The sequence below is a fragment of the Rhodococcus sp. Leaf278 genome, assembly GCF_001426085.1.
Classification (GTDB): Bacteria; Actinomycetota; Actinomycetes; order Mycobacteriales; family Mycobacteriaceae; genus Rhodococcoides.
In genome coordinates, this window is the sequence record NZ_LMRR01000045.1 from 183697 (window position 1) to 206238 (window position 22542).

Genomic DNA, 22542 nt, shown 5'->3' on the forward strand with positions numbered 1-22542 from the left:
ACGTGGTGTCGGTGCGTGAATCCGATTCGCCCGTAACGGCTCTCACCGATACTCGTCGCACGATTGCCGACGCCAAGCGCATCGTGGTCAAGATCGGATCCTCGGCGCTCACCAGTCTCGACACCGGTCTCGATCTGGGCAGGCTCGATCAGCTCGCCGATGCCATCGAGTCGAGGATGCGGAGCGGCACCGACGTGGTGGTCGTCTCGTCGGGTGCGATCGGTGCAGGAATGGCACCGCTGGGCCTCACCCGGCGCCCGCGTGATCTCGCAACGAAGCAGGCCGCGGCGAGCGTAGGACAGCTTGCTCTGGTCAACGCCTGGAGTTCGTCGTTCCATCGGTACGGACGCACGGTGGGGCAGGTGCTGCTGACCGCCGAGGACATCGCGCGTCGAACCAATCACCGCAATGCGCAGCGCACGTTGGATCGACTGCGCTCGCTCGGTGCGGTCGCCATCGTCAACGAGAACGACACCGTCGCCACCGCAGAGATTCGCTTCGGCGATAACGATCGCCTCGCAGCCCTGGTGGCACATCTCGTCGGTGCGGACGCACTGTTCCTGCTCTCGGACGTCGACGGGTTGTACGACGGCGATCCCCGCAAGGGTTCCGCCACGCTGATCCCGGACGTCTCGAGCCCGGAGGATCTCGACGGAGTCGTCGCCGGATCCGGGGGAGCGCTCGGCACCGGCGGAATGGCGTCCAAGCTGTCCGCTGCCCGCCTGGCGGCCGACGCAGGTGTACCGGTGCTGCTGGCTGCGGCGTCCGACGCTGCGCACGCGCTGACGTCGTCCGCGGTGGGTACCGCATTCGCAGCTCGGCCGACGCGGTTGTCCGCTCGCAAGTTCTGGGTACGACATGCCGCCGATGCGGCAGGCGAACTGCACCTGGACGCAGGTGCCGTGAGTGCGGTCGTGGAGCGTCGGAGGTCTTTGCTGTCCGCCGGTGTCACGTCGGTGACGGGAGTGTTTCACGGTGGAGATGTGGTCTCGCTGGTGGACCCCAACGGCACATTGGTGGCCCGCGGGGTCGTCGCATACGACTCGGGCGAGCTGGCCGGAATGCTCGGCCGATCGACCGGTGAGTTGGCCGCGGAGCTACAGCGACCGGTGGTTCACGCCGACGATCTCGTTCCGGCCTGACCGAGCGTGTCGGCCAGAACCATCGCGGTCTCGGAGCAACCCTCGTGCATTGTGAGAGAGGCGAATTCGTCGCCGCGAGTGGTCCCGCGATTGACGATGACGATCGGTTTTCCGGTCTTGGACGCGTGCCTGACGAAACGTAGGCCGGACATCACGGTCAGCGAGGAGCCGAGCACCAACAGTGCGTCACTTCGGTCCACCAGATCGTAGGCCTCGGCAACGCGCGGCTTGGGCACGCTTTCGCCGAAGTAGACGATGTCGGGTTTGAGTATGCCGGAACATGTTTCGCAATCGACCATCCGGAAGTGTGCGGTCGAGGAGATGATGGCATCGGCGTCGGGAGCGATCTCGACACCGTCGGCGGGTGCGACGGATTCGAGAAAGCCGGGATTGGCGCGATCGAGCCTTCGGGCCAGCTCGAACCGTGAGATCAACCGGTTGCAGTTCAAGCAGCGCACCCGGGCATAGACGCCGTGCAGGTCGATGACGTTCCGGCTGCCGGCCTTGGTGTGCAGCATGTCGACATTCTGGGTGATGATTCCGGTGACCACGCCTGCGTGTTCGAGCCGCGCGAGCGCTCGGTGTCCATCGTTGGGTACTGCGGCATCCATGTGCCGCCATCCGACGTGGTTGCGGGCCCAGTAGTGGCGACGAAACTCGGCGTCCCCGATGAACTGCTGGAACGTCATCGGGTTGCGGGGTGGCGACTGCGGGCCACGATAGTCGGGAATACCCGAATCGGTGGACATGCCTGCACCGCTGACCACGGTGATCGTCCTACCGTCGAGCAGCGAGGTCAGTTGCCCGTACGGGGTCGCGGACGCTGTGGGTGCATTCACTATCTCCAGGGTAGCGACCGATTGCACTATGAGCACTTACCTACGCAGACGGCCCGCATCGACGCGTAGGCGTCGATGCGGGCCGATATACGAAACAGTGCTACGCGGGTACCTCGACGAGGGGGTACACGCCGTTCTCGTCGTGGGTCTCGTTCCCCACGACGGGAGGATTGAACACGCACAGCATGCGCATCTGGGTACGCGGCTCGACCGTGTGGCGCTCGTGTCCGTTGAGCAGGTACATCGACCCCGCACCGAGTTCGTAGGTCTCTCCGGTCTCGCGGTCGGTGAGAGTTCCCTCGCCTTCGATCAGCCAGACGGCCTCGACGTGGTTGGCGTAGTGGAAGTTGTTCACTGTGCCGGCTTGGATCGTGGTCTCGTGGAACGAGAATCCGACCTTGTCGCCGCCGAGAATGATTCTCTTGCTGCGCCAGTTGCCGTCTTCACTCGAGATGTCGCGGTCGGTACCGGTGATTTCCTCTGTGGTGCGAACGATCATGCGATGTCCTCCTTCGATATCGGTGCGTGCGAACGGGTCTCTAGGAGAGGACCTTTGCCACAGCACTTTCGATGATGTCCAGGCCGCGATCGAGTTCGTCGATCGTCGTGGTCAACGGGGGAAGAAGCTTGACGACCTCGTCCTTGGGGCCTGCGGTCTCGACGAGCAGACGCTCGTCGTAGCAGAGCTGTGACACCTTGCCGGCCAGCTCGGCGTCATCGAACGCCAGGGCTTGGACCATGCCGCGACCGCGGGTCGAGATGCCGTCGAACTTGGCGCACAGCTTGATGAATCGGTCCTGGATGTGCTCGCCCTTGGCGAGGGTTTCCTTCTCGAACTTGTCGTCGGACCAGTAGTGGTCGATGGCCGCCTTCGCCGTGACGAACGACGGGTTGAAACCACGGAAGGTGCCGTTGTGCTCACCCGGTGACCAGACGTCCAGTTCGGGCTTGAACAGCGTCAGCGCCAGAGGCATTCCGTAGCCGCCGATGGACTTGGACAGGGTGACGATGTCCGGGGTGATGCCGGCTTCCTCGAACGAGAAGAACTGGCCGGTGCGGCCGCAGCCCATCTGCACGTCGTCGACGATCAGGAGGATCTCACGTCGCGAGCACAGTTCTGCCAACGCGCGCAACCACTCCGGACGCGCGACGTTGATGCCACCCTCGCCCTGGATGGTCTCCACGATCACCGCGGCCGGGCGGTTGAATCCGCTGCCCGAGTCGTCGAGTACACGCTCGAACCACTGGAAGTCCTCGGTGACGCCGCCGAAGTAGTTGTCGTACGGCATCGGAGTGGTGTGCACCAGCGGGATTCCTGCGCCAGCTCGCTTCATCGAGTTGCCGGTGACCGACAACGCGCCGAGTGTCATGCCGTGGAATGCGTTGGTGAAGTTGATGATTGCTTCGCGGCCGGTCACCTTGCGGGCGAGCTTGAGTGCCGCTTCGACTGTGTTGGCACCCGTCGGTCCGGGGAACTGGACCTTGTAGTCCAAACCGCGGGGATCGAGGATGTTCTTCTTGAACGACTCGAGGAACTCCCGCTTCGCCACGGTCGACATGTCGAGCCCATGGGTGATGCCGTCGCTGGTGATGTAGTCGACCAACGCGCTCTTGATCATGTCGTTGTTGTGGCCGTAGTTGAGTGCTCCTGCGCCACCGAAGAAGTCGAGGTAGTCGTTGCCGTTCTCGTCGGTGATCACCGAGTTCTTCGCGGTGGTGAACACGGCGGGCCACTGGCGGCTGTAGCTACGTACGCCGGACTCGACGGTCTCGAAGACATCGGGCTTCTCTGTTGTCACGGTGTTCTTTTCGGTCATGTTCTGCTTGTTCCTTTCGTAATTCCGCGATGCGTCGGGGCCTACTGTGTAGAGCTCTTCGGCTTCGTGGCTATCAGGGAAATCGTTGGGCGCGAACAAATCCGACTTGACGATGTCGGTGCCTCGCTTACGTGCGAGGCCGGTGAAGGTTGCGATGGACGCTTCGTTGTCCGGGCTGATCGTCGTTTCCAGATGCGTGATGCCCTGTGGTTCGAGGCGGTCGAGCAGCTCCATCAGCATGCGACCGGCAAGTCCCTTGCCACGCTGGTCCGCATCCACGGCGACCTGCCACACGAACAGTGTGCGCGGGGCGTCTTGGCGGATGTATCCGGTGACGAAACCGACTGCGCGGCCGTCGATGTCGGATACGACAGTGGTGGCCGCGAAATCACGGCACCACAACACGTACGAGTAACTGGAATTGAGATCCAGAACTCGCGAATCTCTTGCGATCTCCCAGAGCCGGACTCCGTCGGAAATCTGTGGCTTACGAAACTTCACTGCGTCCGGCGCAGTGAGCGGGGTACCTCTCAGCAATGCGGGCTTCATAGGAAATACGAACGTAACAAGGTCGCCGTGGCATATCGACTGCCCCGGGAAATCGACCCCGAAATCGGACATGCTTTCCCAGGTTAACCGCCGAATGTGATGATGCTCACACAATCGGTGCCCGGTAGGCGGTACCCAGAAAAGCGCGGTACAAACCTCGACTCGCCGAGTATCTCTATTTCGGCGTTGCGAGGGCGAACGGCAACACGTTCGATGCGCCCGCTGATGTCAGAGCAGCCGAGGCGCAGGTGAACGTCCACCCGGTGTCGGTCAGCAGATCGATCAACAGAATCGGCCCTGGCACGGACGATACGTCCGGAACCTCCCACGAGTCCACCAGCCCGGCGACTCGAAACGCCGAATTCGCGGCCGATACCGGTGGGTGACCGGGCCTGACCTGCATCACCCCGAGATCCTGTAATTTTCCGACGGTTGCCAATCGCGCGGCGATCGACCGGACCAGGAGTGGGTGGGTGGGGGAGTCGAGGGCGAGAACGGCAGCGGGCCGCTGCTTCCAGTCCCAGTTGGCCAGCACTGTGATGCAGGCCTTCTCGAGAGCTTCGGTGGCGGGGGCGTCGGGCGCGTCGAGCAGAGCCCGTAGGCGGCTACCCCAGCCCAGGTCGGTCAGTCGACCCAAGACGCGTCCCGGCTGATGCGGATCGGCGATCTTGCCCGAGAGAGACACCCCTAGCTTCTTCATGCCGCTCGGCCACTGCTTTCTCGGCTGCAGGTCGATGCCCGGCCGATCCAGCCGTGCTCTCGCCGAATCGACCGAGGCCGCGTCGACGGAAGCAGACAGATGATCACCCGTGCAGTTGTCGCACCGTCCACAACGATCGGACTCGCTGCCCGGTGCGCCGAGGTCGGGATCGTCGAGCTGCCGACGCAGGAACTCCATCCGGCACCCGTCGGTGCTCTGGTAGTCGATCATGGCTTGTTGTTCGCGGTCTCTCGCTTGTTCGAGGCGCTCGTAGCGGGCCGCGTCGTACGTCCACTGCTCACCGGTGGCCATCCATCCGCCACGAACGCGTCTGACCGCTCCGTCGACGTCGAGGACCTTGAGGACCATCTCGAGCCTGCTCCGGTTGAGCTCGACCAGGGGCTCCAACGCCTGCGTCGATTGAGCCTTCTCGGTGTTCAAGGCATCGATGACCTGCCGCACCAGATGCTCGCGAGGGAACGCGACCGAGGCGAAGTAGCTCCAGATCTGTCGATCCTCGTGGCCGGGGAGTAGGACCACGTCGGCTCGATCCGTGGCGCGTCCGGCACGGCCGACCTGCTGGTAGTAGGAGATCGGAGACGATGGAGCCCCCATGTGCACCACGAAACCGAGATCGGGCTTGTCGAACCCCATGCCGAGCGCGGACGTGGCGACGAGTGCCTTGACTCGGTTGGCGAGCAGATCACCCTCGAGCGATTCGCGCTCCGTGGGGTCCGTTTGACCGGTGTACGACGCGACGACGTGGCCCTGATCGGTCAGCAGCGCCGCGAGGTCCTTGGCCGCCGACACCGTGAGGGTGTAGATGATTCCGGACCCGGGCAGAGTCTTCAGGTGATCGCCGAGCCATGCGGCCCGTTCGGTGGCGTTGTCGATCTTCACCACCGCCATGCGCAGCGAATCCCGGGCGAGCCCGCCGCGCAGCACCAGGGTGTCGCCGCCGCCGACGCCCAACTGCGCAGCGACGTCGTCGACCACACGGTCATTGGCCGTGGCAGTGGTCGCAAGTACTGGGATGCCGTCGCGGAGCTCGGCGATCAGGGTGCGGATACGCCGGTAGTCCGGCCTGAAATCGTGGCCCCAGTCGGAGACACAGTGCGCCTCGTCGACCACGACGAGACCGGCGTCCCCGGCCAGGGACGGTAGGACCTGATCGCGGAAATCGGGGTTGTTCAGACGCTCGGGACTGACCAGCAACACATCGAGCTCACCGGAATTGACCTGCTGGTGGATGTCGTCCCACTCGGTCATGTTCCCCGAATTGATCGTGGCTGCTTTCACGCCCGCGCGCTCGGCAGCGGCCACCTGGTTGCGCATCAGCGCCAGCAAGGGAGACACGATGACCGTCGGACCCAGGCCCTGAGCGCGCAGCAGCTTCGCGGCGATGAAGTACACGGCAGACTTTCCCCAGCCTGTTCGCTGCACCACCAGAGCGCGTCGACGATGCACCACCAGAGCCTCGATCGCCGTCCACTGGTCGTCTCGCAGCACAGCGTCGGGGCCGGCGAGCTCGCGCAGCAACCTCTCGGCGTCATCGCGCAAGTTGCCCACGGTCGCGTGCGTCGCTGTCGTCATACCGTCCATCGTGCAGCATCGGTACGACAGGGAACCGTGCTGCGTGCTCCTCGTTCGTTCCGCAGGCTCCAGTCAGGCTTGGCTGACACGCACCATGTTTCCGGCGGGATCGCGGAAGGCCGCGTCGCGCGCACCCCACGGCTGACTCGTCGGTTCCTGCAGAATCTCGGCGGTACCCGCAGCTCGGATCTTCTCGAACGCTGCGTCGAGGTCATCGGCACGAAAGAGCAAGCCCGGCATCTCGCCCTTGGCGAGCAGGGCCGCGATCTGGTCGCCGAGCTCCTGCGAGCGGCCCGCGTGCGGCTGTGACAACACGATCTCTATCTCGGGTTGATCGTTGGGAGACAACGTGATCCAGCGATAACCGTCGTTGGCGACCTCGCTCTTCACCTCGAGTCCGAGGGCGTCGCGATAGAAGGCCAAGGAGGCGTCGGGGTCATCGGTGTAGATGTGTACGTGACTCAGTGAGAGTGTCATGAAGCACAGGCTAGAACGCCCCAGCCGTCGTTGCTTCTCCGATTCTGCTCGGTTCGGTGTCGGTGTCGGTTGCAGCCGCGGTACGCATCGGCCGGCCCAGAATCATGGCTCGGCAACTCGGTACCGCTCGACTGTCGCGGTGATCACGGGCGCGGTATGCACTGGGCGTCTCGCCGACGATCTCGGTGAACCGTGAACTGAACGAACCGAGGCTGGTGCATCCCACCGCGAAGCACGCTTCGGTGACGGTCACATCTCCGCGGCGCAGCAGGGCCTTTGCGCGCTCGATTCTTCGGGTCATCAGATGGGCGTACGGCGTCTCGCCGTACGCCTCGCGGAAGCGGCGGCTGAAGTGCGCGGTGGACATCAGTGCGGTCCGGGCGAGGGTCGGCACGTCGAGAGCTTCGGCGAAGTCGCGGTCCATCCGATCACGTGCGCGGCGCAACAGTCGGAGTTCGTTCACGTCCGGAGCGTTCATCGAGACGCCGCATCGCGGAGTGCGTCTATCTCCGCCCGGGTGCCCGAGGATGCGCTCGCCCCGGGTCGCGTGGCCGCGAAAGAGCCTGCAGTGGTTGCCCATTCGACTGCCGCACGTGGTCCGGCGGACCACGATGCAGCGAGCGCCCCGGCGAACGCATCTCCGGCACCGGTGGTGTCGACTGCCTCGATCCGTGGTGCCGACACCTCGAACGATTCGGATCCGCGGTACCGAGCACCCTTGGCTCCCAGCGTGGTGACCACGTGTTCCACCTCGTCCGCTCGGTGTCCGATTCGGGCTTCCTCGGCCTCGTTGACCACGAGGATGTCGGTGGCTGCCACCAGGGCATCGGGTAAGACCTGTACCGGTGAGGGATTGAGCATCGTGATCACACCGCGAGAGTGCGCGTACTCGAATGCGGCGACCACGGTATCGATGGGAATCTCCAACTGGCACAGTAGGATATCCGCGCCGGCGATGGCGGCGCGGTCGTCGTCGGTGAGGTCGCGCACGGTGCTGTTGGCGCCACCGACGACGACGATGTTGTTCTCGGCGTGGTCGTCGACGGTGATGGCGGCGATGCCACTCGAACCTGCAGCCGTACGCACTGCAGTGTCGTCGATCCCTGCGGCCGTGAGCGTGTGGCGCAGCGTCACTCCGAATTCGTCGTCGCCGACGGCTCCGAGGAAGATGACCGACGATCCGGCTTTCGCGGCAGCTATGGCCTGATTGGCCCCTTTACCGCCCGGGGTGGTGGTGAAGGACGTCCCCATCACGGTCTCGCCCGGATCGGGCAGGGACGGAGTGCGCGTGATCAGATCCATGTTGATGCTGCCGAGAACGACGATGCGCGGGTTCGAGGCGGACACGAACGAACTGTATCGCTCCACGAGCCCGGGTCGATGGAAATACTAATTGCAGATTGTTGACAATCGGAAACGCGTGCGTGACGATGGCTGACATGACAGCGTCGACTCGTACCCACCTCAGCCCGGCACTCAAGCAGGCGACCCCGATCGTCGTCGATCACGGAAAGGGCAGCTGGATCATCGGTACGGACGGGCGCAAGTACCTCGACTTCACCACGGGAATCGGTGTCACCAGCACCGGACACTGCCATCCGCGCGTGGTGGAGGCCGCGCGCGAGCAGGTGGGCAAGATCATCCATGCGCAGTACACGACCGTCATGCACCAACCGCTACTGGAGTTGACCGACAAGCTCGGCGAGGTATTGCCGGCCGGGCTCGACAGCGTGTTCTACGCCAACTCCGGCTCCGAGGCCGTCGAGGCGTCGATTAGATTGGCGCGCATGGCAACCGGGCGGCCCAACATCATCGCCTTCCATGGGGGATTTCACGGACGCACGGTGGCGGCCGCATCGTTGACCACCGCTGGAACTAAATTCCGCTCCGGTTTCTCGCCGATCATGGGCGGAGTGCACATCGCGCCGTTCCCGTACGCGTTTCGGTACGGCTGGGACATCGAGACCGCAGTGGCCTTCGCGCTCAAGGAACTCGACTACCTGTTGATGACGATGTCGAGCCCCGCCGACACCGCCGCGTTCATCATCGAACCGGTTCTCGGTGACGGTGGTTACCTGCCCACGCCGCCGGAATTCCTCGAGGGACTGCGCGAACGCGCCGACACCCACGGCATCGTCCTCATCGTCGACGAGGTGCAAGCAGGTGTGGGGCGTACCGGAAAGTTCTGGGGGCACCAGCACTCGTCGATCACGCCGGACATCGTCATCACCGCAAAAGGGCTCGCCAGCGGATTTCCGATCTCTGCGATCGCGGCATCGACCGAGCTGATGAGCAAGGCGTGGCCGGGTTCTCAGGGCGGAACCTACGGTGGCAATGCCGTCGCCGCCGCGGCCGGCGTCGCCACCCTCGACGTCGTGCGCGACGAGGGTCTCGTCGCCAATGCAGCCGTGCAGGGCAAGGTTCTGCTCGACGGCCTGCTCGCACTGAAGGCAGAGCACTCGGCCATCGGTGACGCACGTGGACTCGGCCTGATGCAGGCGCTCGAATTCGTCGACAGTGCGGGCAATCCCGATGCTGCGGCCGCCCTCCGTGTGCAGCAGGGCGCGATCGACGAGGGGCTGTTGCTGCTCACCTGCGGTGCGCTCGGCAACGTGGTCCGGATCATTCCCGCGCTGATCGTGAACGACGACGAGATGCGGCAGGGTATCGACGCGCTGTCGCGAACGCTGAAGAACGTGCTGTGACGTCTGCGCCCATCCGATCCGATGTCCCCGCACTCGTGCATCGAGTGCGGGAGACGGGGATCGATATCGACGACTCGTCTCGGCGCGTGGCCGAGTATTCCTACGACGCCTCCAACTACCGAATTCCGCCTGCAGCGGTCGTGTTCCCTCGCAACGCCGACGAGGTGTCCACCGTGGTGTCCCTGTGCTCCGAGGCCGGAGTCGCTGTGATCGGCCGCGGCGGCGGAACGTCGATGGCGGGCAACGCCATCGGCCGCGGAATCGTGCTCGACTTCTCCCGTCACATGAATCGGGTGATCTCGGTCGACACGGATTCACGGACCGCCGTCGTGGAACCGGGCATCGTGATATCGGAGTTGCAGCGTGAGCTCGTGGCACGCACGTCGGGGGCCTTCACATTTGCCCCCGACCCGTCCAGTAAGACACGCGCCACGGTCGGCGGGGCTGTCGGCAACGACGCATGCGGTAACCACTCGGTTCGCTACGGTCGTACCTCGGACCACACGGTGGCTATGGACGTGGTGACAGCCGAGGGGCATCTATTGCGGATCACCCGCAGTGGCGTGTCGGCCGTCCATGCCGACGACGCGGCCGCAGGCATTGCGGCCGAACGTATTTCGCGCGAGCTACAGTCTCTGGCGTCCGACAATCTCGCTCTCTTCAGAGTAGAGCTGGGGCGCATTCCGCGGCAGGTCTCCGGGTTTCATCTGTCGCATCTACTGCCCGAGAACGGGTTCGACGTCGCGCGTGCACTCGTCGGCAGCGAAGGCACCTGTGCGGTGATCGTCTCGGTCACCGTCACAGTCGTGCCCGTACCGCCCGCCGCGTTGCTGCTCTGCCTCGGCTACCAGGACGTGGTCGCAGCTGCCGCCGACGTCATGGCGATTCTGGAATTTTCGCCGGCCGCGGTGGAGGGGATCGACGACAACATCGCGCGGACGATGGAGTACCGGCGCGGGCCGGACTCCGTGCGCGGCTTGCCGGCAGGAAATGCCTGGCTGTACGTCGATCTCGACGGGGCCGACGCGGCCGAGGTGGAGGACAAGGCAGCCCGATTGCTCGAGGAGCTCGGCAGGCTCGGACGATTGAAGGAAGGTCGCGTCGTCACCGACCCGGCCGATCGAACAGCGCTGTGGCGGGTACGCGAGGACGGAGCCGGCCTGGCCACTCGCCTGGCGAGCGGAGTCGAGTCCTGGGGCGGGTGGGAGGACGCCGCCGTGGCACCGGAAAACTTGTCGGCGTATCTCGCCGACCTGAATTCGCTTCTGGCCGAGCACGAATTGACCGGAGTGATGTACGGACACTTCGGTGCCGGTTGCATGCACGTACGCATCACATTCGATCAACGCACCGACGCCGGGCGCCGGGTGATGTACGACTTCCTGCGTGCCGCAGCGCGGGTCGTCGTCAAGCACGGCGGCAGCCTCTCGGGCGAACATGGCGACGGTCGGGCACGCTCGGAACTTCTGCCGGTGATGTACTCGCCGCGCATGCTCGACGCGTTCGCGCGGTTCAAGCGCATCTGGGACCCCACCGGCATTCTCAACCCGGGATCGATCACCGAGCCCGAGCCGATGATGGACAACCTGATGCTGCAGGGTATTCCGCAGCGCGAATGGAAGACGACGTTCGATCTGCACCAGATCGGAACGCGGGAGGATCTGGATCCTTTCGTTCACGCCACCCAATCGTGTGTCGGTGTCGGCAAGTGCCGCACCACCTCCGGAGGCGTCATGTGCCCGAGCTTCCGCGCGACAGGTGACGAGAAGGATTCCACTCGTGGCCGCGCCCGGGTACTGCAGGAGATGGTGCGCAGCTCGCCGACCGTCGCCGATGGATGGGCCTCGAAGGACGTCGCAGAATCACTGGACCTGTGCCTGTCGTGCAAGGCCTGCTCGTCGGACTGCCCGGTCGGAGTGGACATGGCAACGTACAAGTCCGAGTTCCTCGATCATCACTACGCGGGGCGACTGCGGCCGCTGTCGCACTATTCGCTCGGTTGGTTGCCCCGCTGGCTGAAGGTGACGCAGCGAACGGCACCGCTGCTCAACCGTCTGCTCACCCCGCGCATCGCGGCTCTGGCGGCTCGACTCGGTGGGCTGACCACCGAGCGGCCTTTGCCGCGCTTCGCGTCGGCAAAGGAACTGGCTCACGAAATACGGATCGGCGGAAGCCGCGCCGCTGACGTGGTGTTGGTCGTCGACACGTTCACACAGGGATTTCGCCCTGAGGTCGCAGGTGCGGCGCAGCGCGTGCTCGAGGATTCCGGCCGCAGCACCGAATGTCGTACCGACGTGTGTTGTGGTCTGACCTGGATTTCGACGGGTCAGTTGAAGGCCGCCCGCAAGCACCTCACGAAAGCCGTTGCTGCGCTCGACGACGGTACCGATCGGCCGATCGTCGTCACCGAACCGAGTTGCGCGGCGGCATTCCGTAAGGACATGCCCGAGTTGGTACCGACGGCTGCCGCGAAAAGGGTTGCGGCGCGGGTACAGAGCTTCGCGGGAGCGGTGATCGATCAGGCCGCGGCGGGGTGGGTGCCCTCGGCCGAAGTTCCTGCGTCGGTGACGGTCCAGACCCACTGCCACGAATACGCCGTGTTCGGCAACGCGACCCAACGCAACGCTCTGGCCTCCGTCGGTGTCGAGGCAGTGCGGGAAGCCACCGGATGCTGCGGAGTGGCAGGCAATTTCGGCTTCGAGAGAAGTCACTACGAGCTCAGTATGAAGGTCGCCGAACAGGCTCTCGCACCGGCTGTTCGTGCCACCGAGCCCGACGATCCGATTCTGACTGACGGATTCAGCTGCCACATGCAGGTGCGACAACTCACCGGTGAGCTGACCGGTGATGCGTCCGTGCACCTGGCTCAGATACTCGATCCACGTTCAACGAAAGGACCGCGGCAATGACGACCAGCCTCACTCGACCTTCCATCACGGCCCCCACCGACCTGTTCATCGGAGGTGCCTGGACAGCCGCAGCCTCGGCTGCCCGGTTCGATGTGATCGACCCCGCCACCGGTGACGTGATCGCCACGGTGGCCGACGGTGGCATCGCCGAAGCCGAGGATGCGATGGCTGCGGCGGTCGATGCCGCTGCGGAGTGGGCCGCCACTGCGCCCCGTGCACGCAGTGAAATCTTGCGTAAGGCCTACGAATTGATCATGGCGCGGTCGGAGGAACTCGCCGCGATCATCACCGCGGAAATGGGGAAACCGCTGGCCGATGCACGTGGTGAGGTGGCGTACGGCGCGGAGTTCTTCCGGTGGTTCTCCGAGGAGGCCGTGCGTATCTCGGGTGATCACACCCTCACCGGAGACGGCAAGAACCGCATCGTGGTCACTCGTGCACCGGTGGGACCGTGCATCCTCGTCACCCCGTGGAACTTCCCGCTGGCCATGGGGACTCGGAAGATCGGCCCGGCGTTGGCGGCAGGCTGCACCGTGGTGTTCAAGCCGGCCGAGCAGACGCCGCTGACAGCGCTGGCGCTGGCGGGGATCCTGCACGACGCGGGTGTCCCGGCGGGCGTCGTCAACGTCGTGACCACCACCGATGCGGCGGGTGTCGTGGGCACCTGGATGAGCAGCGGTGCGGCCCGCAAGATCAGCTTCACCGGATCGACTGCGGTGGGCAAAATTCTGCTCGAGCAAGCTGCATCGACGGTGATGCGCACCTCGATGGAGCTCGGCGGCAACGCACCCTTCATCGTCATGGACGACGCAGATCTCTCACGCGCCGTGGACGGAGCAATGGTTGCGAAGATGCGCAACATGGGCGAGGCCTGCACCGCAGCCAATCGATTCTTCGTACACCGCAGTGTCGCAGCACAGTTCGCGGACACGCTCGCCGAGCGCATGGGTGCGTTGACAGTGGGGGCAGGCAGTGCACACGGCACGCAGGTGGGGCCGCTGATCGACGACGCGGGTCGCTCGAAGGTGCAGAGACTCGTCGACGACGCCCTCGGTCGTGGCGCGCGTGCGATCGTCGGGGGAGCGGCACCGGACGGGCCCGGCTATTTCTACCCGCCGACAGTGCTCACGGACGTCGACTCGAACTCGGATCTGATGTCGCAGGAAATCTTCGGGCCGGTGGCGGCGATCGTGCCGTTCGACACCGAGGACGAGGTGATCGCCCTCGCGAACGACACCGAATGGGGACTTGTCGGATACATCTTCACTCAGGACATCGATCGGGCGCTACGGATGGGGGAGAGGCTCGAGGTGGGCATGGCCGGTCTCAACACCGGTCTGGTCTCCAACCCGGCGGCACCGTTCGGTGGCGTCAAACAGTCCGGACTCGGCCGCGAGGGCGGAAGAGTCGGAATAGACGAATTCCTGGAGTACAAATACTTTGCCATTCCCCGAGGCTGAGAGGCTTTCGATCATGCCCAGTTCGAGAAGACTGACGCCCATCGACGCACGCAACACGTCGATGGTGATTGCCGACCAGATTCGCGATCGCATCATCGATGGCTCCTATGCCCCGGGGGAGCAGATCAACGAAGCCAACGTTGCGGCCGAACTCGAAATTTCTCGGGGGCCGGTGCGTGAGGCACTGCAGCGTCTCAATCAAGAGGGTTTGCTGGTCAGCTACCGCAACCGGGGCGTGTTCGTCGTCGAACTGAGCAGTGACGACGTCACCGAGATCTACGAGTCCCGTGCGGCGATCGAGGTCGGTGCTGCGTGGACGTTGGTCCACGGTGATCGCGACCGGCTGATCACCGCCGCCGACGAGCTCTCGGCCATCGTGATGCAGATGCAACCGTTCATCGATCGGGCGGACTGGCGAGGTCTGGCCGAACGAGACCTCGCATTTCATACCGCCCTGGTCGCAGCGACGCGCAACAGCCGCATGTCACGGATGTACGCCACCCTCGCCGCGGAGGCGCGTATCTGTATGGCCAACCTCGAAACCGCGTACTACCGGCCCGAGGCGTTGGTGGAGGAACATCAACTGATCGTCGATCTTCTTCTCGGATCCGATTGGGACGCACTGGAAAAGGGCGTACACGAGCACATGGACACCGCCATCCACGACTTGACCCGGGCGATGGTGGAGGAGCATGCCGAACACTCGGCTCTGGCCACTCCGGGATAGACCGCTCGGCGCGCAACACAGCATTTACATCTGAAGTCTTGCGTACCTCTGGCGTCAGCGCCTAGCCTGATTGTCAACAATCTACTAAATCTCCATCATCGAAGGGGGTGCCCGTGAACGACTCATCAGACTCCGCCTACGTCACCGCAATCGGACCCGAAGACACCGATGGACCGGCCGCTCCCGGTCTGGCGCGGTACCCCGATGTACCGAACAGCACGCCGATCACGTTCACCGACGAGGAGTACGCCGCTCGGCTCGCTGCAGTCCGAGAGCGGATGGCAGCGCAGAACCTCACGGCGCTCATAGTCACCGATCCCGCGAACCTCTATTACCTGCTCGGCTACAACGCGCTCTCGTTCTACACCCCGCAAATGCTGTACGTCCCGCTTGAGGGCGACATGTATTTCTTCGCCCGCGAAATGGACGCCAACGGCGCGTTTCGCACGTCGTGGCTGCCGCAGGATCGGACGTTCGGCTACCCCGAAACGTTCGTGCAGCGCAGGGACACTCACCCGTTCGTATGGGTTGCTGCGAAGCTGCGCGAACTGGGACTGGTGAACAACTTCGAGCACGGCCAGGTGGGTCTGGAAATGGACTCGTACTATTTCAGTCCCAAGGCATTCGAGGCTCTGGTGAAGTCGCTGCCCGAATACCGATTCACCGACTCTTACGAGCTCATCAACTGGGTGCGAGTGGTCAAGTCACCCGCGGAGATTGCCCTGATGCGCGGTGCTGCACAGGTGTGTGAATCGGCGATGTCGGCTGCCTACCAGGCTATCTCGGTGGGTGAGCGGCAGTGCGACGCGGCCGCGGCCATCATGAACGCACAGGTACGGGGCACTGCGGACTTCGGCGGCGATCATCCTGCCATCGTGCCGATGCTGCCCACCGGTGCCGGCGCAGACACCCCGCACCTGACGTGGTCGCATCAACCCTTCGTGCGGGGCGAGACCACCGTTGTCGAACTGGCCGGAGTGTTTCGGCGCTACCACATTCCGATGGCACGCACGATTGTGCTCGGAAAGCCAAGTCCACGTTTGGATTACCTTGCCAAGTCCACCGGGGAAGCATTGAACGACGTGCTCGCAACCGTGCAGGCAGGCGTCACTGCCACGGAGCTGGCGCAGGTGTGGAACACCAGCCTGGCCAAGCACGGACTGCACAAACCGTCACGCATCGGTTACTCGATCGGCATCGCCTACGCACCCGACTGGGGTGAGCGCACCGTGAGCCTGCGAACCGACGACGAGACGGTGCTCGCCGCGAACATGACGTTCCACATCATCGGCGGAATGTGGATGGACGACTACGGATACGAGGTATCCGAGGCCGTTCGCGTCACCGAGACCGGCCTCGAAACCTTCACCGCGTACCCCCGAGAACTACTGACGAAGGAGTGAGCATGACCGCATCTACTCGAGGTCGTTCCGCAGGCTCCACTCCTGCCACCCAAGGTCGTTCCGCAGGCTCCACTCCTGCCAGCATTCCCTGGGCCCTGCGAACCGACAAGCTGGTGGGATCGGTGATCGATTCGTCGACATCGCTCCTCGCTGCGCAGAAACACGACATCGTGCGCTTCGCGATGGGATCTCCTGCCGCCGAGACGGTTCCGGCTGCTGCGTTCACCGAGATCGCCGGCAGCGTGCTCACCGCGGACGCATTCGATTACGGTGCCACCGAGGGTGACCCGGGCCTGCTCGACGCGTTGCTCGCGTACCTGGAGTCGGTGGGCGAGCCCACGTCCGAAGAGCGAGTGGTGATCACGTCGGGCGGGATGCAAGGCCTCGACATCGCGTGCAAGTTGTTCGTCGATCCGGGCGACCTGGTGATCGTCGAAAGCCCCACGTACACCAACGGAACCGCCACCGTACTCAGTTACGGGGGCGACATCCTCGAGGCCCCGATGGACAGTAACGGTCTCATCGTCGAGGCATTGCCCGAGCTCGTCGAGCGCGCCGGGCGGTTGCCGAAGATGATCTACGTGATCCCCAACTTCCAGAACCCGTCCGGGGTGACCCTGTCGCTCGAGCGTCGTCAGCTGCTCATCGAGCTGGCGCACAAGTGGGGATCGGTGATCCTCGACGACGATCCCTACGGTCTGCTCCGATTCTCGGGTGAGTCGATCCCCAGTTTCGGCACACTCAGTCCCGACGATCCGTTGATCTTCTCCGTACGCACGTTCTCGAAGATGATCGCGCCCGGCCTACGGGTGGGTTGGGTGGACGCCGCCCCCGAGGCGCGGCAGCTGATCGTCAACGCCAAGCAGGCCATGGACACGTGCACGAACCTGCCGGCCCAGCGGATGGTGGCCGAGTACATCCGGCGCGGACTGCTCGACGAGCATCTTCGGTCGTTGGCCTCGGTGTATCTGCCACGCAAGATCGCGATGCAGAACAGCATCGACAAACACTTCGGCGATTCGATGTCGACGACCGACCCCGAGGGTGGGTTCTTTCTCTGGGCGACGCTGCGTGGCAACGATGTCGATTTCTCTACTCAGGACTTGTTCGAGACGGCGCTGGCAGAAGGAGTGGCCTACATTCCGGGACCGGCATTGTCTGTGGGCGGAAAATTTCACGATTCGTTGCGGCTGTGCTTCGCCTCGTCGACTCCCGAACGTATCGACGAGGGAATCAGGAGACTTGCGGTGGCAGTGGAGAAGTCCAAGCACCTGCTCGCCTCCGACCCGACTCGATGACGGTCACGAGTTCCGAACGTGCCCTTCTGGATTCGATCGATGAGTCGGACATCATCGGTTTGACAACCGCTTTGATCGATGCGGGCGGTGAGAATCCCGGGAATACCGAGGAGAAGACCGCAAAAGTCCTTGCCGAACACTGTCGCGCACTGGGTTTCGATGTTCGGACGGTCGAGGTCGCTCCTGGTCGGCCCAATGTTTTCGTGTCCATCGGATCCGACGAGCGGCCCGGGGCGCTGTTCGTGGGCCATTCCGACGTGGTCCCCGCTGGTACGGGCTGGACCGCCGATCCCTTTTCCGCCGTGGTTCGGGACGGCCGCATCGTCGGCCGCGGGTCCTGCGACATGAAGGGCGGCCTGGCCGCGGTGGTGGCGGCCATGACCGCTGTGCTGCGTTCCGGTCTCGCGGACGAGTACCCCATGACGTTGGCGTGCCTGGTCGACGAGGAGGACACCGGACTCGGTATCCGAGCGTTCGTCGCCGAACCGCAGCACCGCACGTACAGCTGTTGCGTGGTGGCGGAGCCAACGGATCTGGTCACCATCTACGGATGCCGAGGAGCAGCGAACCTGGAGATCGAGGTTCGGGGCCGATCCGCGCACGCGGGGCAACCGCGCAACGGCGCAAACGCCATCTCGGCCGCAGCACGCATCATCGACATTATCGAGGGCTCCCAGGCCGAGCTCGACGCGAACCCCGACCCCGAACTGGGGCCGGCCACCTGGAATGTGGGGACGATAGCGGGAGGTACGGGCACGTCGATGGTCGCCGACCGGTGTGTCGTCACGGTCGACCGCCGTCTCCTACCGGGCGAGAGCGCCGCGGGCGTCGTCGGCGATCTACGATCACGCATCGAATCAGCGGGACTCATCGGGTCCGGTATCGATGTCGAGATCGGTATCTCGATGGAGATGCCGGGCTTTCTGACCAGCATCGACGACGGATTGGTCACTACCGCAGTGCAATCGGTCATCGACAACGGATCCATAACGAATGGTCATTCCGCAGGCTGCAATCCTGTGCTCGATGGTCATTCCGCAGGCTCCAATCCTGTGCGTTTCACTGACATCTGGACCGCATCGTGCGATGGTGGTTTTGTGGCACAGCAGATGGGAATACCCACCGTCGTGCTCGGTCCGGGGGAGATCGAAAAACAGGCGCATCGACCGGACGAGTCCGTGGCCGTGCGGCAATTGACCGACAGCGCAAGGGCGTACGCGTTGATCGCCACCAGAATTGCTGCACTACCAGGACTTTAGCGCTGCACGAGGGGGTTGGCCGAACCGTACGTTCTGCATCGCCGTAATGTCGAATGCTGCGAAGTACCACACCGACGCTCCACTTTGTCCACAAAAGCGAGAGGTATTTCGACCGTGACCGAAAATTCAGGGTCGGCAGCATCGCCGACCGGATATCCCCCCAGTACCGACACCCTGAGCCCGGACGAGACCAAAATTCTCCACCGCGCCATCGGCGGATCGGCACTCGGCAACGCAGTCGAGTGGTTCGATTACGCGGTGTACGGCTATCTCGCCGTCTACATTGCCGCCAATTTCTTCCCGTCCGAGGACGGGGGAGCGAGCCTGCTCTCCACCTTCGCCGTGCTGGCCGCGTCGTTCATCATTCGTCCCATCGGCGGTATCGTGCTCGGCCCACTCGGCGACCGCATCGGTCGCCAGAAGGTCCTCGTACTGACCGTCTCGATGATGACGTTGGCCACGGCGGCGATCGGTGTGCTGCCGACATTCGACACCATCGGCATCGCCGCACCGTTGCTGCTGCTCGTCTGCCGTTTGGTGCAGGGCTTCTCCACCGGTGGTGAATACGGCGGCGCAGCAGTGTTCATGGCCGAGTACGCACCCGACAAGCGCCGCGGATTCTTCGGATCGTTCCTCGAATTCGGTACCCTCGCAGGCACCGTGGGCGGTGCCACCCTGTGCACCCTGCTCAACGTCGGTCTCGGCGACGAGACCATGGAGGCCTGGGGCTGGCGAATTCCATTCCTGGTGACACTGCCGTTGGGCATCGTTGCGCTGTGGCTGCGGACCCGGCTGGAAGATTCTCCGGTGTTCGCCGAAGCGAAGGAAGAGGGAGGCACGGTCGACGAGGGGGCAGGCGGAGCCGTCACCTCACTCAAGGCCACCATGACGTACTGGCAGCGGATCCTGATCCTGATGGGATTCGTGCTACTGCTCAACATCGCTTACTACACGGTGCTGACGTTCTTGCCCTCGTACCTGAGCGACACGTTGGGGCACAGCACTACTCAGTCCAACTTCACCCTCGTGGCCATCATGATCATCATGATGTTGATCATCAACCCCATCGGCGCTCTGTCCGACCGGGTGGGTCGAAAGCCGTTGCTTCTGGTCGCCTGCGTGGGGTACTTCGTCTTCAGCGTTCCGCTGTTCCTGTTGATCATCAACACCGGTCTGATCGGCCAGAGCATCGGCTTGCTCGGTCTCGGAGTGTTGCTGGTCATCATGTGCTCCTGCGTGTCGTCGACACTGCCCGCACTGTTCCCCACTCAGGTGCGCTACGGGGCGTTCGCAATCGGATACAACGTGTCGACAGCGCTCTTCGGTGGCACGGCGCCGCTGATCCTGACGTTCCTGATCGACCGAACCGGTTCCAACCTGGTCCCGGGTTGGTACATGATGATCGCCGCCGCCATCGCGTTCGTTCCGATCCTGTTGATGCCCGAGACGGCAGGACGATCACTACGCGGAACCCAGTGCCCAGGTGACAACGACGACGAGGTTGCCGCATCCGGCGTCGAACTCGTCGGCTACAAGAAGTAGTAGTGGCACCGACTCTCGTCGTTCTGCATGCCGGCGACCTTCCCGACGGACTCGAGTCCGTCGAGGAGGTCGCCGTTGTCAGATATGCCACGGCGGACACGCTTGCGGATGCAGTCGACGGTGCCGACGCGTTGCTGCTCTGGGATTTCTTCTCACCTGCAGTCCGATCCGCCTGGCCGCGGTGCGGTTCGTTGAAGTGGATCCACATCGCCGCTGCCGGCGTGGACTCGTTGATGTTCGACGAGTTGGTGGAATCCGATGTGGTCGTGACCAATTCGCGGGGCGTATTCGATCGCCCGATCGCAGAATTCGTACTGGCTCAGATCCTCGCGTTCGCCAAGGATTCCGAACGCTCACGTGCACTGCAGCATTCGAAGATTTGGCAACACCGCGAGACCGAACGCATCGACGGCGCGCACGCGATGATCGTGGGCACCGGAGCGATCGGTCGTGCCATTGCAACTCTGCTGAGTGCGGTGGGGATGTCGGTCTCGGGCGTGGGTCGAACTGCACGAGAAGGCGACCGAGATTTCGGCACCGTGTACGCCAGTGATGATCTGGCGGACCAGGTAGCGCGGGTCGACTATCTGGTTCTGGTTGCCCCGTTGACCGAACAGACGAGGGGTCTGGTCGACGATTCGGTGTTGGCCGCGATGAAGCCCGGCGCGCGGGTGATCAACGTGGGCCGCGGTGAGCTGCTCGATACCGAGGCACTGCTGAAGCATCTCGGCACCGGCCACATTGCCGGTGCCGCGCTGGACGTGTTCGAGACCGAGCCGCTCTCGGCCGACCATCCGTTGTGGACGACCGAGAACGTGATTCTCACGCCGCACATGAGCGGCGACGCGTCGGGGTGGAAGCAGCAACTCGCAAAGGTGTTCGCCGACAACGCGCGTCGATACTTTCGGGGCGAACCCTTGATCAACGTCGTGGACAAGAAGTTGGGATTCGTGGCGTGAGACCTCAGTAGGCGCGCTCGTATTGCGGTGCCACGGTCGGACTCATCTCCACACCGAGTTCGCGGGCAGCGCGCCGCGGCCAGTACGGATCACGCAGCAGCTCGCGCGCCAGCAGCACGGCTGTCGCCTCGCCCAGCGAGACGATGTCCTCTGCCTGCTTTGGTTCGGTGATCATGCCGACCGCAGCGGCGGGCATCGTGGTCTCGTTCTGGATACGCCGTGCGAACGGAACCTGGTAGCCGGGACCGACCGGGATCTTGGCGTGCACGTTTCCTCCGGTGGAGGTATCGACCAGATCCACCCCGTGTTCGGTGAGGATCTGCGACAGGGCGACCGTCTGGTCTGCCGTCCAGCTCGGAGCTTCCAATTCGGCTGTGGCATGTAATGGTCGTTCCGCAGGCTCCACTCCTGCCTCGTTCTCGGGCTCGTCCAGCCAGTCCGTCGCGGACAGACGGACGAACACCGGAAGCTCGGCCGGCCACACCTCACGGACTGCGTCGACCACCTCGATCAGCAGCCGCGTGCGGCCCGCGAAGTCACCGCCATACGCGTCGGTACGAGTGTTGCTGGCGGGCGAGAGAAATTGGTGCAACAGGTAACCGTGCGCACCGTGAATCTCGGCCACCTTGAATCCGGCCTTCAGTGCGCGCTGCGCCGCAGAGCGAAAGTCGTCGACGATCTTCGCGATGTCGTCGCCGGTTGCCTCGCGGGGCGTCGCATAATCGCCGAAGGCGATCGCGCTCGGACCGATGGTCTCCCAGCTGCGGGGATCGTCGGCGGGCAGCGACTTGCCGCCGAGCCAGGGAGCAGCTGTGGAAGCCTTCCGGCCCGCGTGTGCCAGCTGGATGCCCGGAACGCTCCCGAAGGACGCGATCTCGGCGACGATCTCGGCCAGTGCGTCTGCCTGTGTGTCGTTCCAGATGCCGAGGTCCGATGGACTGATGCGACCCTCAGGGCTGACTGCAGTGGCTTCGGTGATGATCAGGCCGGCACCGCCGATCGCACGGCTCACCAGATGAGTGCGATGCCAGTCGCCGGCGGCACCGACGTGCTCGCCCGCGTCGTCGGCCGAGTACTGGCACATCGGTGCCATCCATACCCGGTTGGGGAAGGTGACCTCGCGCAGGGTCAGAGGCTCGAACAAGGCACTCACAGGTGTTCCT

Annotated in this window: 18 protein-coding genes and 1 pseudogene; 10 read left to right on the top strand and 9 right to left on the bottom strand. The window is 64.0% G+C overall.

What is annotated here, in order from left to right; translation table 11 throughout:
- Positions 1-2 precede the first annotated feature (2 nt).
- Complete coding sequence (gene proB / locus ASG84_RS26350) at positions 3-1142, top strand: glutamate 5-kinase (protein WP_200936725.1); 1140 nt, start codon at positions 3-5, stop codon at positions 1140-1142.
- Here proB and ASG84_RS26355 read toward each other — a convergent pair.
- The 8 genes and pseudogenes from ASG84_RS26355 to ASG84_RS26385 all read right to left on the bottom strand — a co-directional run bounded on the left by ASG84_RS26355 (position 1115) and on the right by ASG84_RS26385 (position 8419).
- Positions 1115-1981: a Sir2 family NAD-dependent protein deacetylase gene (locus ASG84_RS26355; protein WP_200936728.1), complete on the bottom strand. Its 867-nt coding sequence runs from the start codon at positions 1979-1981 to the stop codon at positions 1115-1117. The two genes, proB and ASG84_RS26355, sit on opposite strands and share 28 nt — an antisense overlap.
- A gap of 100 nt (positions 1982-2081) precedes the next feature.
- The gene (locus ASG84_RS26360; RefSeq protein ID WP_057479883.1) at positions 2082-2480 is read right to left on the bottom strand and encodes an ectoine synthase; all 399 of its coding nucleotides are present in this window, start codon (positions 2478-2480) and stop codon (positions 2082-2084) included.
- 40 nt (positions 2481-2520) lie between these two features.
- Positions 2521-3798, bottom strand: a complete 1278-nt coding sequence (gene ectB / locus ASG84_RS26365; protein WP_057479961.1) for a diaminobutyrate--2-oxoglutarate transaminase — start codon at positions 3796-3798, stop codon at positions 2521-2523.
- A 48-nt stretch (positions 3799-3846) separates the two neighbouring features.
- Positions 3847-4419: pseudogene (gene ectA / locus ASG84_RS28480) on the bottom strand (diaminobutyrate acetyltransferase); the annotation flags it as partial.
- A 103-nt stretch (positions 4420-4522) separates the two neighbouring features.
- Positions 4523-6640 carry a RecQ family ATP-dependent DNA helicase gene (locus tag ASG84_RS26370; protein ID WP_057479962.1) on the bottom strand — a complete coding sequence of 706 codons (2118 nt, stop codon included), beginning with the start codon at positions 6638-6640 and terminating at the stop codon, positions 4523-4525.
- 72 nt (positions 6641-6712) lie between these two features.
- Positions 6713-7117: a VOC family protein gene (locus tag ASG84_RS26375; RefSeq protein ID WP_057479884.1), complete on the bottom strand. Its 405-nt coding sequence runs from the start codon at positions 7115-7117 to the stop codon at positions 6713-6715.
- A gap of 10 nt (positions 7118-7127) precedes the next feature.
- The gene (locus ASG84_RS26380; RefSeq protein ID WP_057479885.1) at positions 7128-7595 is read right to left on the bottom strand and encodes a helix-turn-helix transcriptional regulator; all 468 of its coding nucleotides are present in this window, start codon (positions 7593-7595) and stop codon (positions 7128-7130) included.
- Positions 7592-8419 carry a ribokinase gene (locus ASG84_RS26385; RefSeq protein WP_057479963.1) on the bottom strand — a complete coding sequence of 276 codons (828 nt, stop codon included), beginning with the start codon at positions 8417-8419 and terminating at the stop codon, positions 7592-7594. Before ASG84_RS26385 ends, ASG84_RS26380 begins: the two co-directional genes overlap by 4 nt.
- A 137-nt stretch (positions 8420-8556) precedes the next feature.
- Here ASG84_RS26385 and ASG84_RS26390 point away from each other — a divergent pair, with 137 nt between their 5' ends.
- The 9 genes from ASG84_RS26390 to ASG84_RS26430 all read left to right on the top strand — a co-directional run bounded on the left by ASG84_RS26390 (position 8557) and on the right by ASG84_RS26430 (position 21379).
- Positions 8557-9822, top strand: coding sequence for an aspartate aminotransferase family protein (locus tag ASG84_RS26390; RefSeq protein WP_057479886.1), 1266 nt, complete (start codon positions 8557-8559; stop codon positions 9820-9822).
- The gene (locus ASG84_RS26395) at positions 9819-12731 is read left to right on the top strand and encodes an FAD-binding and (Fe-S)-binding domain-containing protein (protein WP_082521239.1); all 2913 of its coding nucleotides are present in this window, start codon (positions 9819-9821) and stop codon (positions 12729-12731) included. Before ASG84_RS26390 ends, ASG84_RS26395 begins: the two co-directional genes overlap by 4 nt.
- Entirely contained in the window at positions 12728-14191 is a 1464-nt protein-coding gene (locus ASG84_RS26400) for an NAD-dependent succinate-semialdehyde dehydrogenase (RefSeq protein WP_057479887.1), read from the top strand. The genes ASG84_RS26395 and ASG84_RS26400 overlap by 4 nt, the downstream gene beginning before the upstream one ends.
- A gap of 13 nt (positions 14192-14204) precedes the next feature.
- On the top strand, positions 14205-14918 hold the full coding sequence (locus ASG84_RS26405) for a GntR family transcriptional regulator (RefSeq protein WP_235581861.1): 714 nt from the start codon (positions 14205-14207) through the stop codon (positions 14916-14918).
- A gap of 224 nt (positions 14919-15142) precedes the next feature.
- On the top strand, positions 15143-16321 hold the full coding sequence (locus ASG84_RS26410; RefSeq protein ID WP_057479966.1) for a M24 family metallopeptidase: 1179 nt from the start codon (positions 15143-15145) through the stop codon (positions 16319-16321).
- A gap of 2 nt (positions 16322-16323) precedes the next feature.
- Positions 16324-17619 (top strand): aminotransferase-like domain-containing protein, encoded by a 1296-nt coding sequence (locus ASG84_RS26415; protein WP_057479888.1) that lies wholly within the window; start codon positions 16324-16326, stop codon positions 17617-17619.
- Entirely contained in the window at positions 17616-18878 is a 1263-nt protein-coding gene (locus tag ASG84_RS26420) for a M20 family metallopeptidase (protein ID WP_057479889.1), read from the top strand. The genes ASG84_RS26415 and ASG84_RS26420 overlap by 4 nt, the downstream gene beginning before the upstream one ends.
- Positions 18879-18992: 114 nt before the next feature.
- The gene (locus ASG84_RS26425) at positions 18993-20420 is read left to right on the top strand and encodes an MFS transporter (RefSeq protein WP_235581862.1); all 1428 of its coding nucleotides are present in this window, start codon (positions 18993-18995) and stop codon (positions 20418-20420) included.
- Positions 20421-20422: 2 nt separating this feature from the next.
- A complete protein-coding gene (locus ASG84_RS26430; protein ID WP_057479890.1) occupies positions 20423-21379 on the top strand; it encodes a D-2-hydroxyacid dehydrogenase in 957 nt (318 codons plus the stop codon).
- A gap of 4 nt (positions 21380-21383) precedes the next feature.
- Here ASG84_RS26430 and ASG84_RS26435 read toward each other — a convergent pair whose 3' ends face one another.
- Positions 21384-22532 carry an NADH:flavin oxidoreductase/NADH oxidase gene (locus tag ASG84_RS26435; protein ID WP_057479891.1) on the bottom strand — a complete coding sequence of 383 codons (1149 nt, stop codon included), beginning with the start codon at positions 22530-22532 and terminating at the stop codon, positions 21384-21386.
- Positions 22533-22542 lie beyond the last annotated feature (10 nt).

Coding starts and splice junctions, on each gene's coding strand:
- ASG84_RS26385 (WP_057479963.1), bottom strand. CDS start 8,419: ATGGATCTGATCACGCGCACTCCGTCCCTGCCCGATCCGGGCGAGACC.
- ASG84_RS26415 (WP_057479888.1), top strand. CDS start 16,324: ATGACCGCATCTACTCGAGGTCGTTCCGCAGGCTCCACTCCTGCCACC.
- ASG84_RS26405 (WP_235581861.1), top strand. CDS start 14,205: ATGCCCAGTTCGAGAAGACTGACGCCCATCGACGCACGCAACACGTCG.
- ectB (WP_057479961.1), bottom strand. CDS start 3,798: ATGACCGAAAAGAACACCGTGACAACAGAGAAGCCCGATGTCTTCGAG.
- ASG84_RS26375 (WP_057479884.1), bottom strand. CDS start 7,117: ATGACACTCTCACTGAGTCACGTACACATCTACACCGATGACCCCGAC.
- ASG84_RS26380 (WP_057479885.1), bottom strand. CDS start 7,595: ATGAACGCTCCGGACGTGAACGAACTCCGACTGTTGCGCCGCGCACGT.
- ASG84_RS26400 (WP_057479887.1), top strand. CDS start 12,728: ATGACGACCAGCCTCACTCGACCTTCCATCACGGCCCCCACCGACCTG.
- ASG84_RS26360 (WP_057479883.1), bottom strand. CDS start 2,480: ATGATCGTTCGCACCACAGAGGAAATCACCGGTACCGACCGCGACATC.
- ASG84_RS26370 (WP_057479962.1), bottom strand. CDS start 6,640: ATGACGACAGCGACGCACGCGACCGTGGGCAACTTGCGCGATGACGCC.
- ASG84_RS26390 (WP_057479886.1), top strand. CDS start 8,557: ATGACAGCGTCGACTCGTACCCACCTCAGCCCGGCACTCAAGCAGGCG.
- ASG84_RS26420 (WP_057479889.1), top strand. CDS start 17,616: ATGACGGTCACGAGTTCCGAACGTGCCCTTCTGGATTCGATCGATGAG.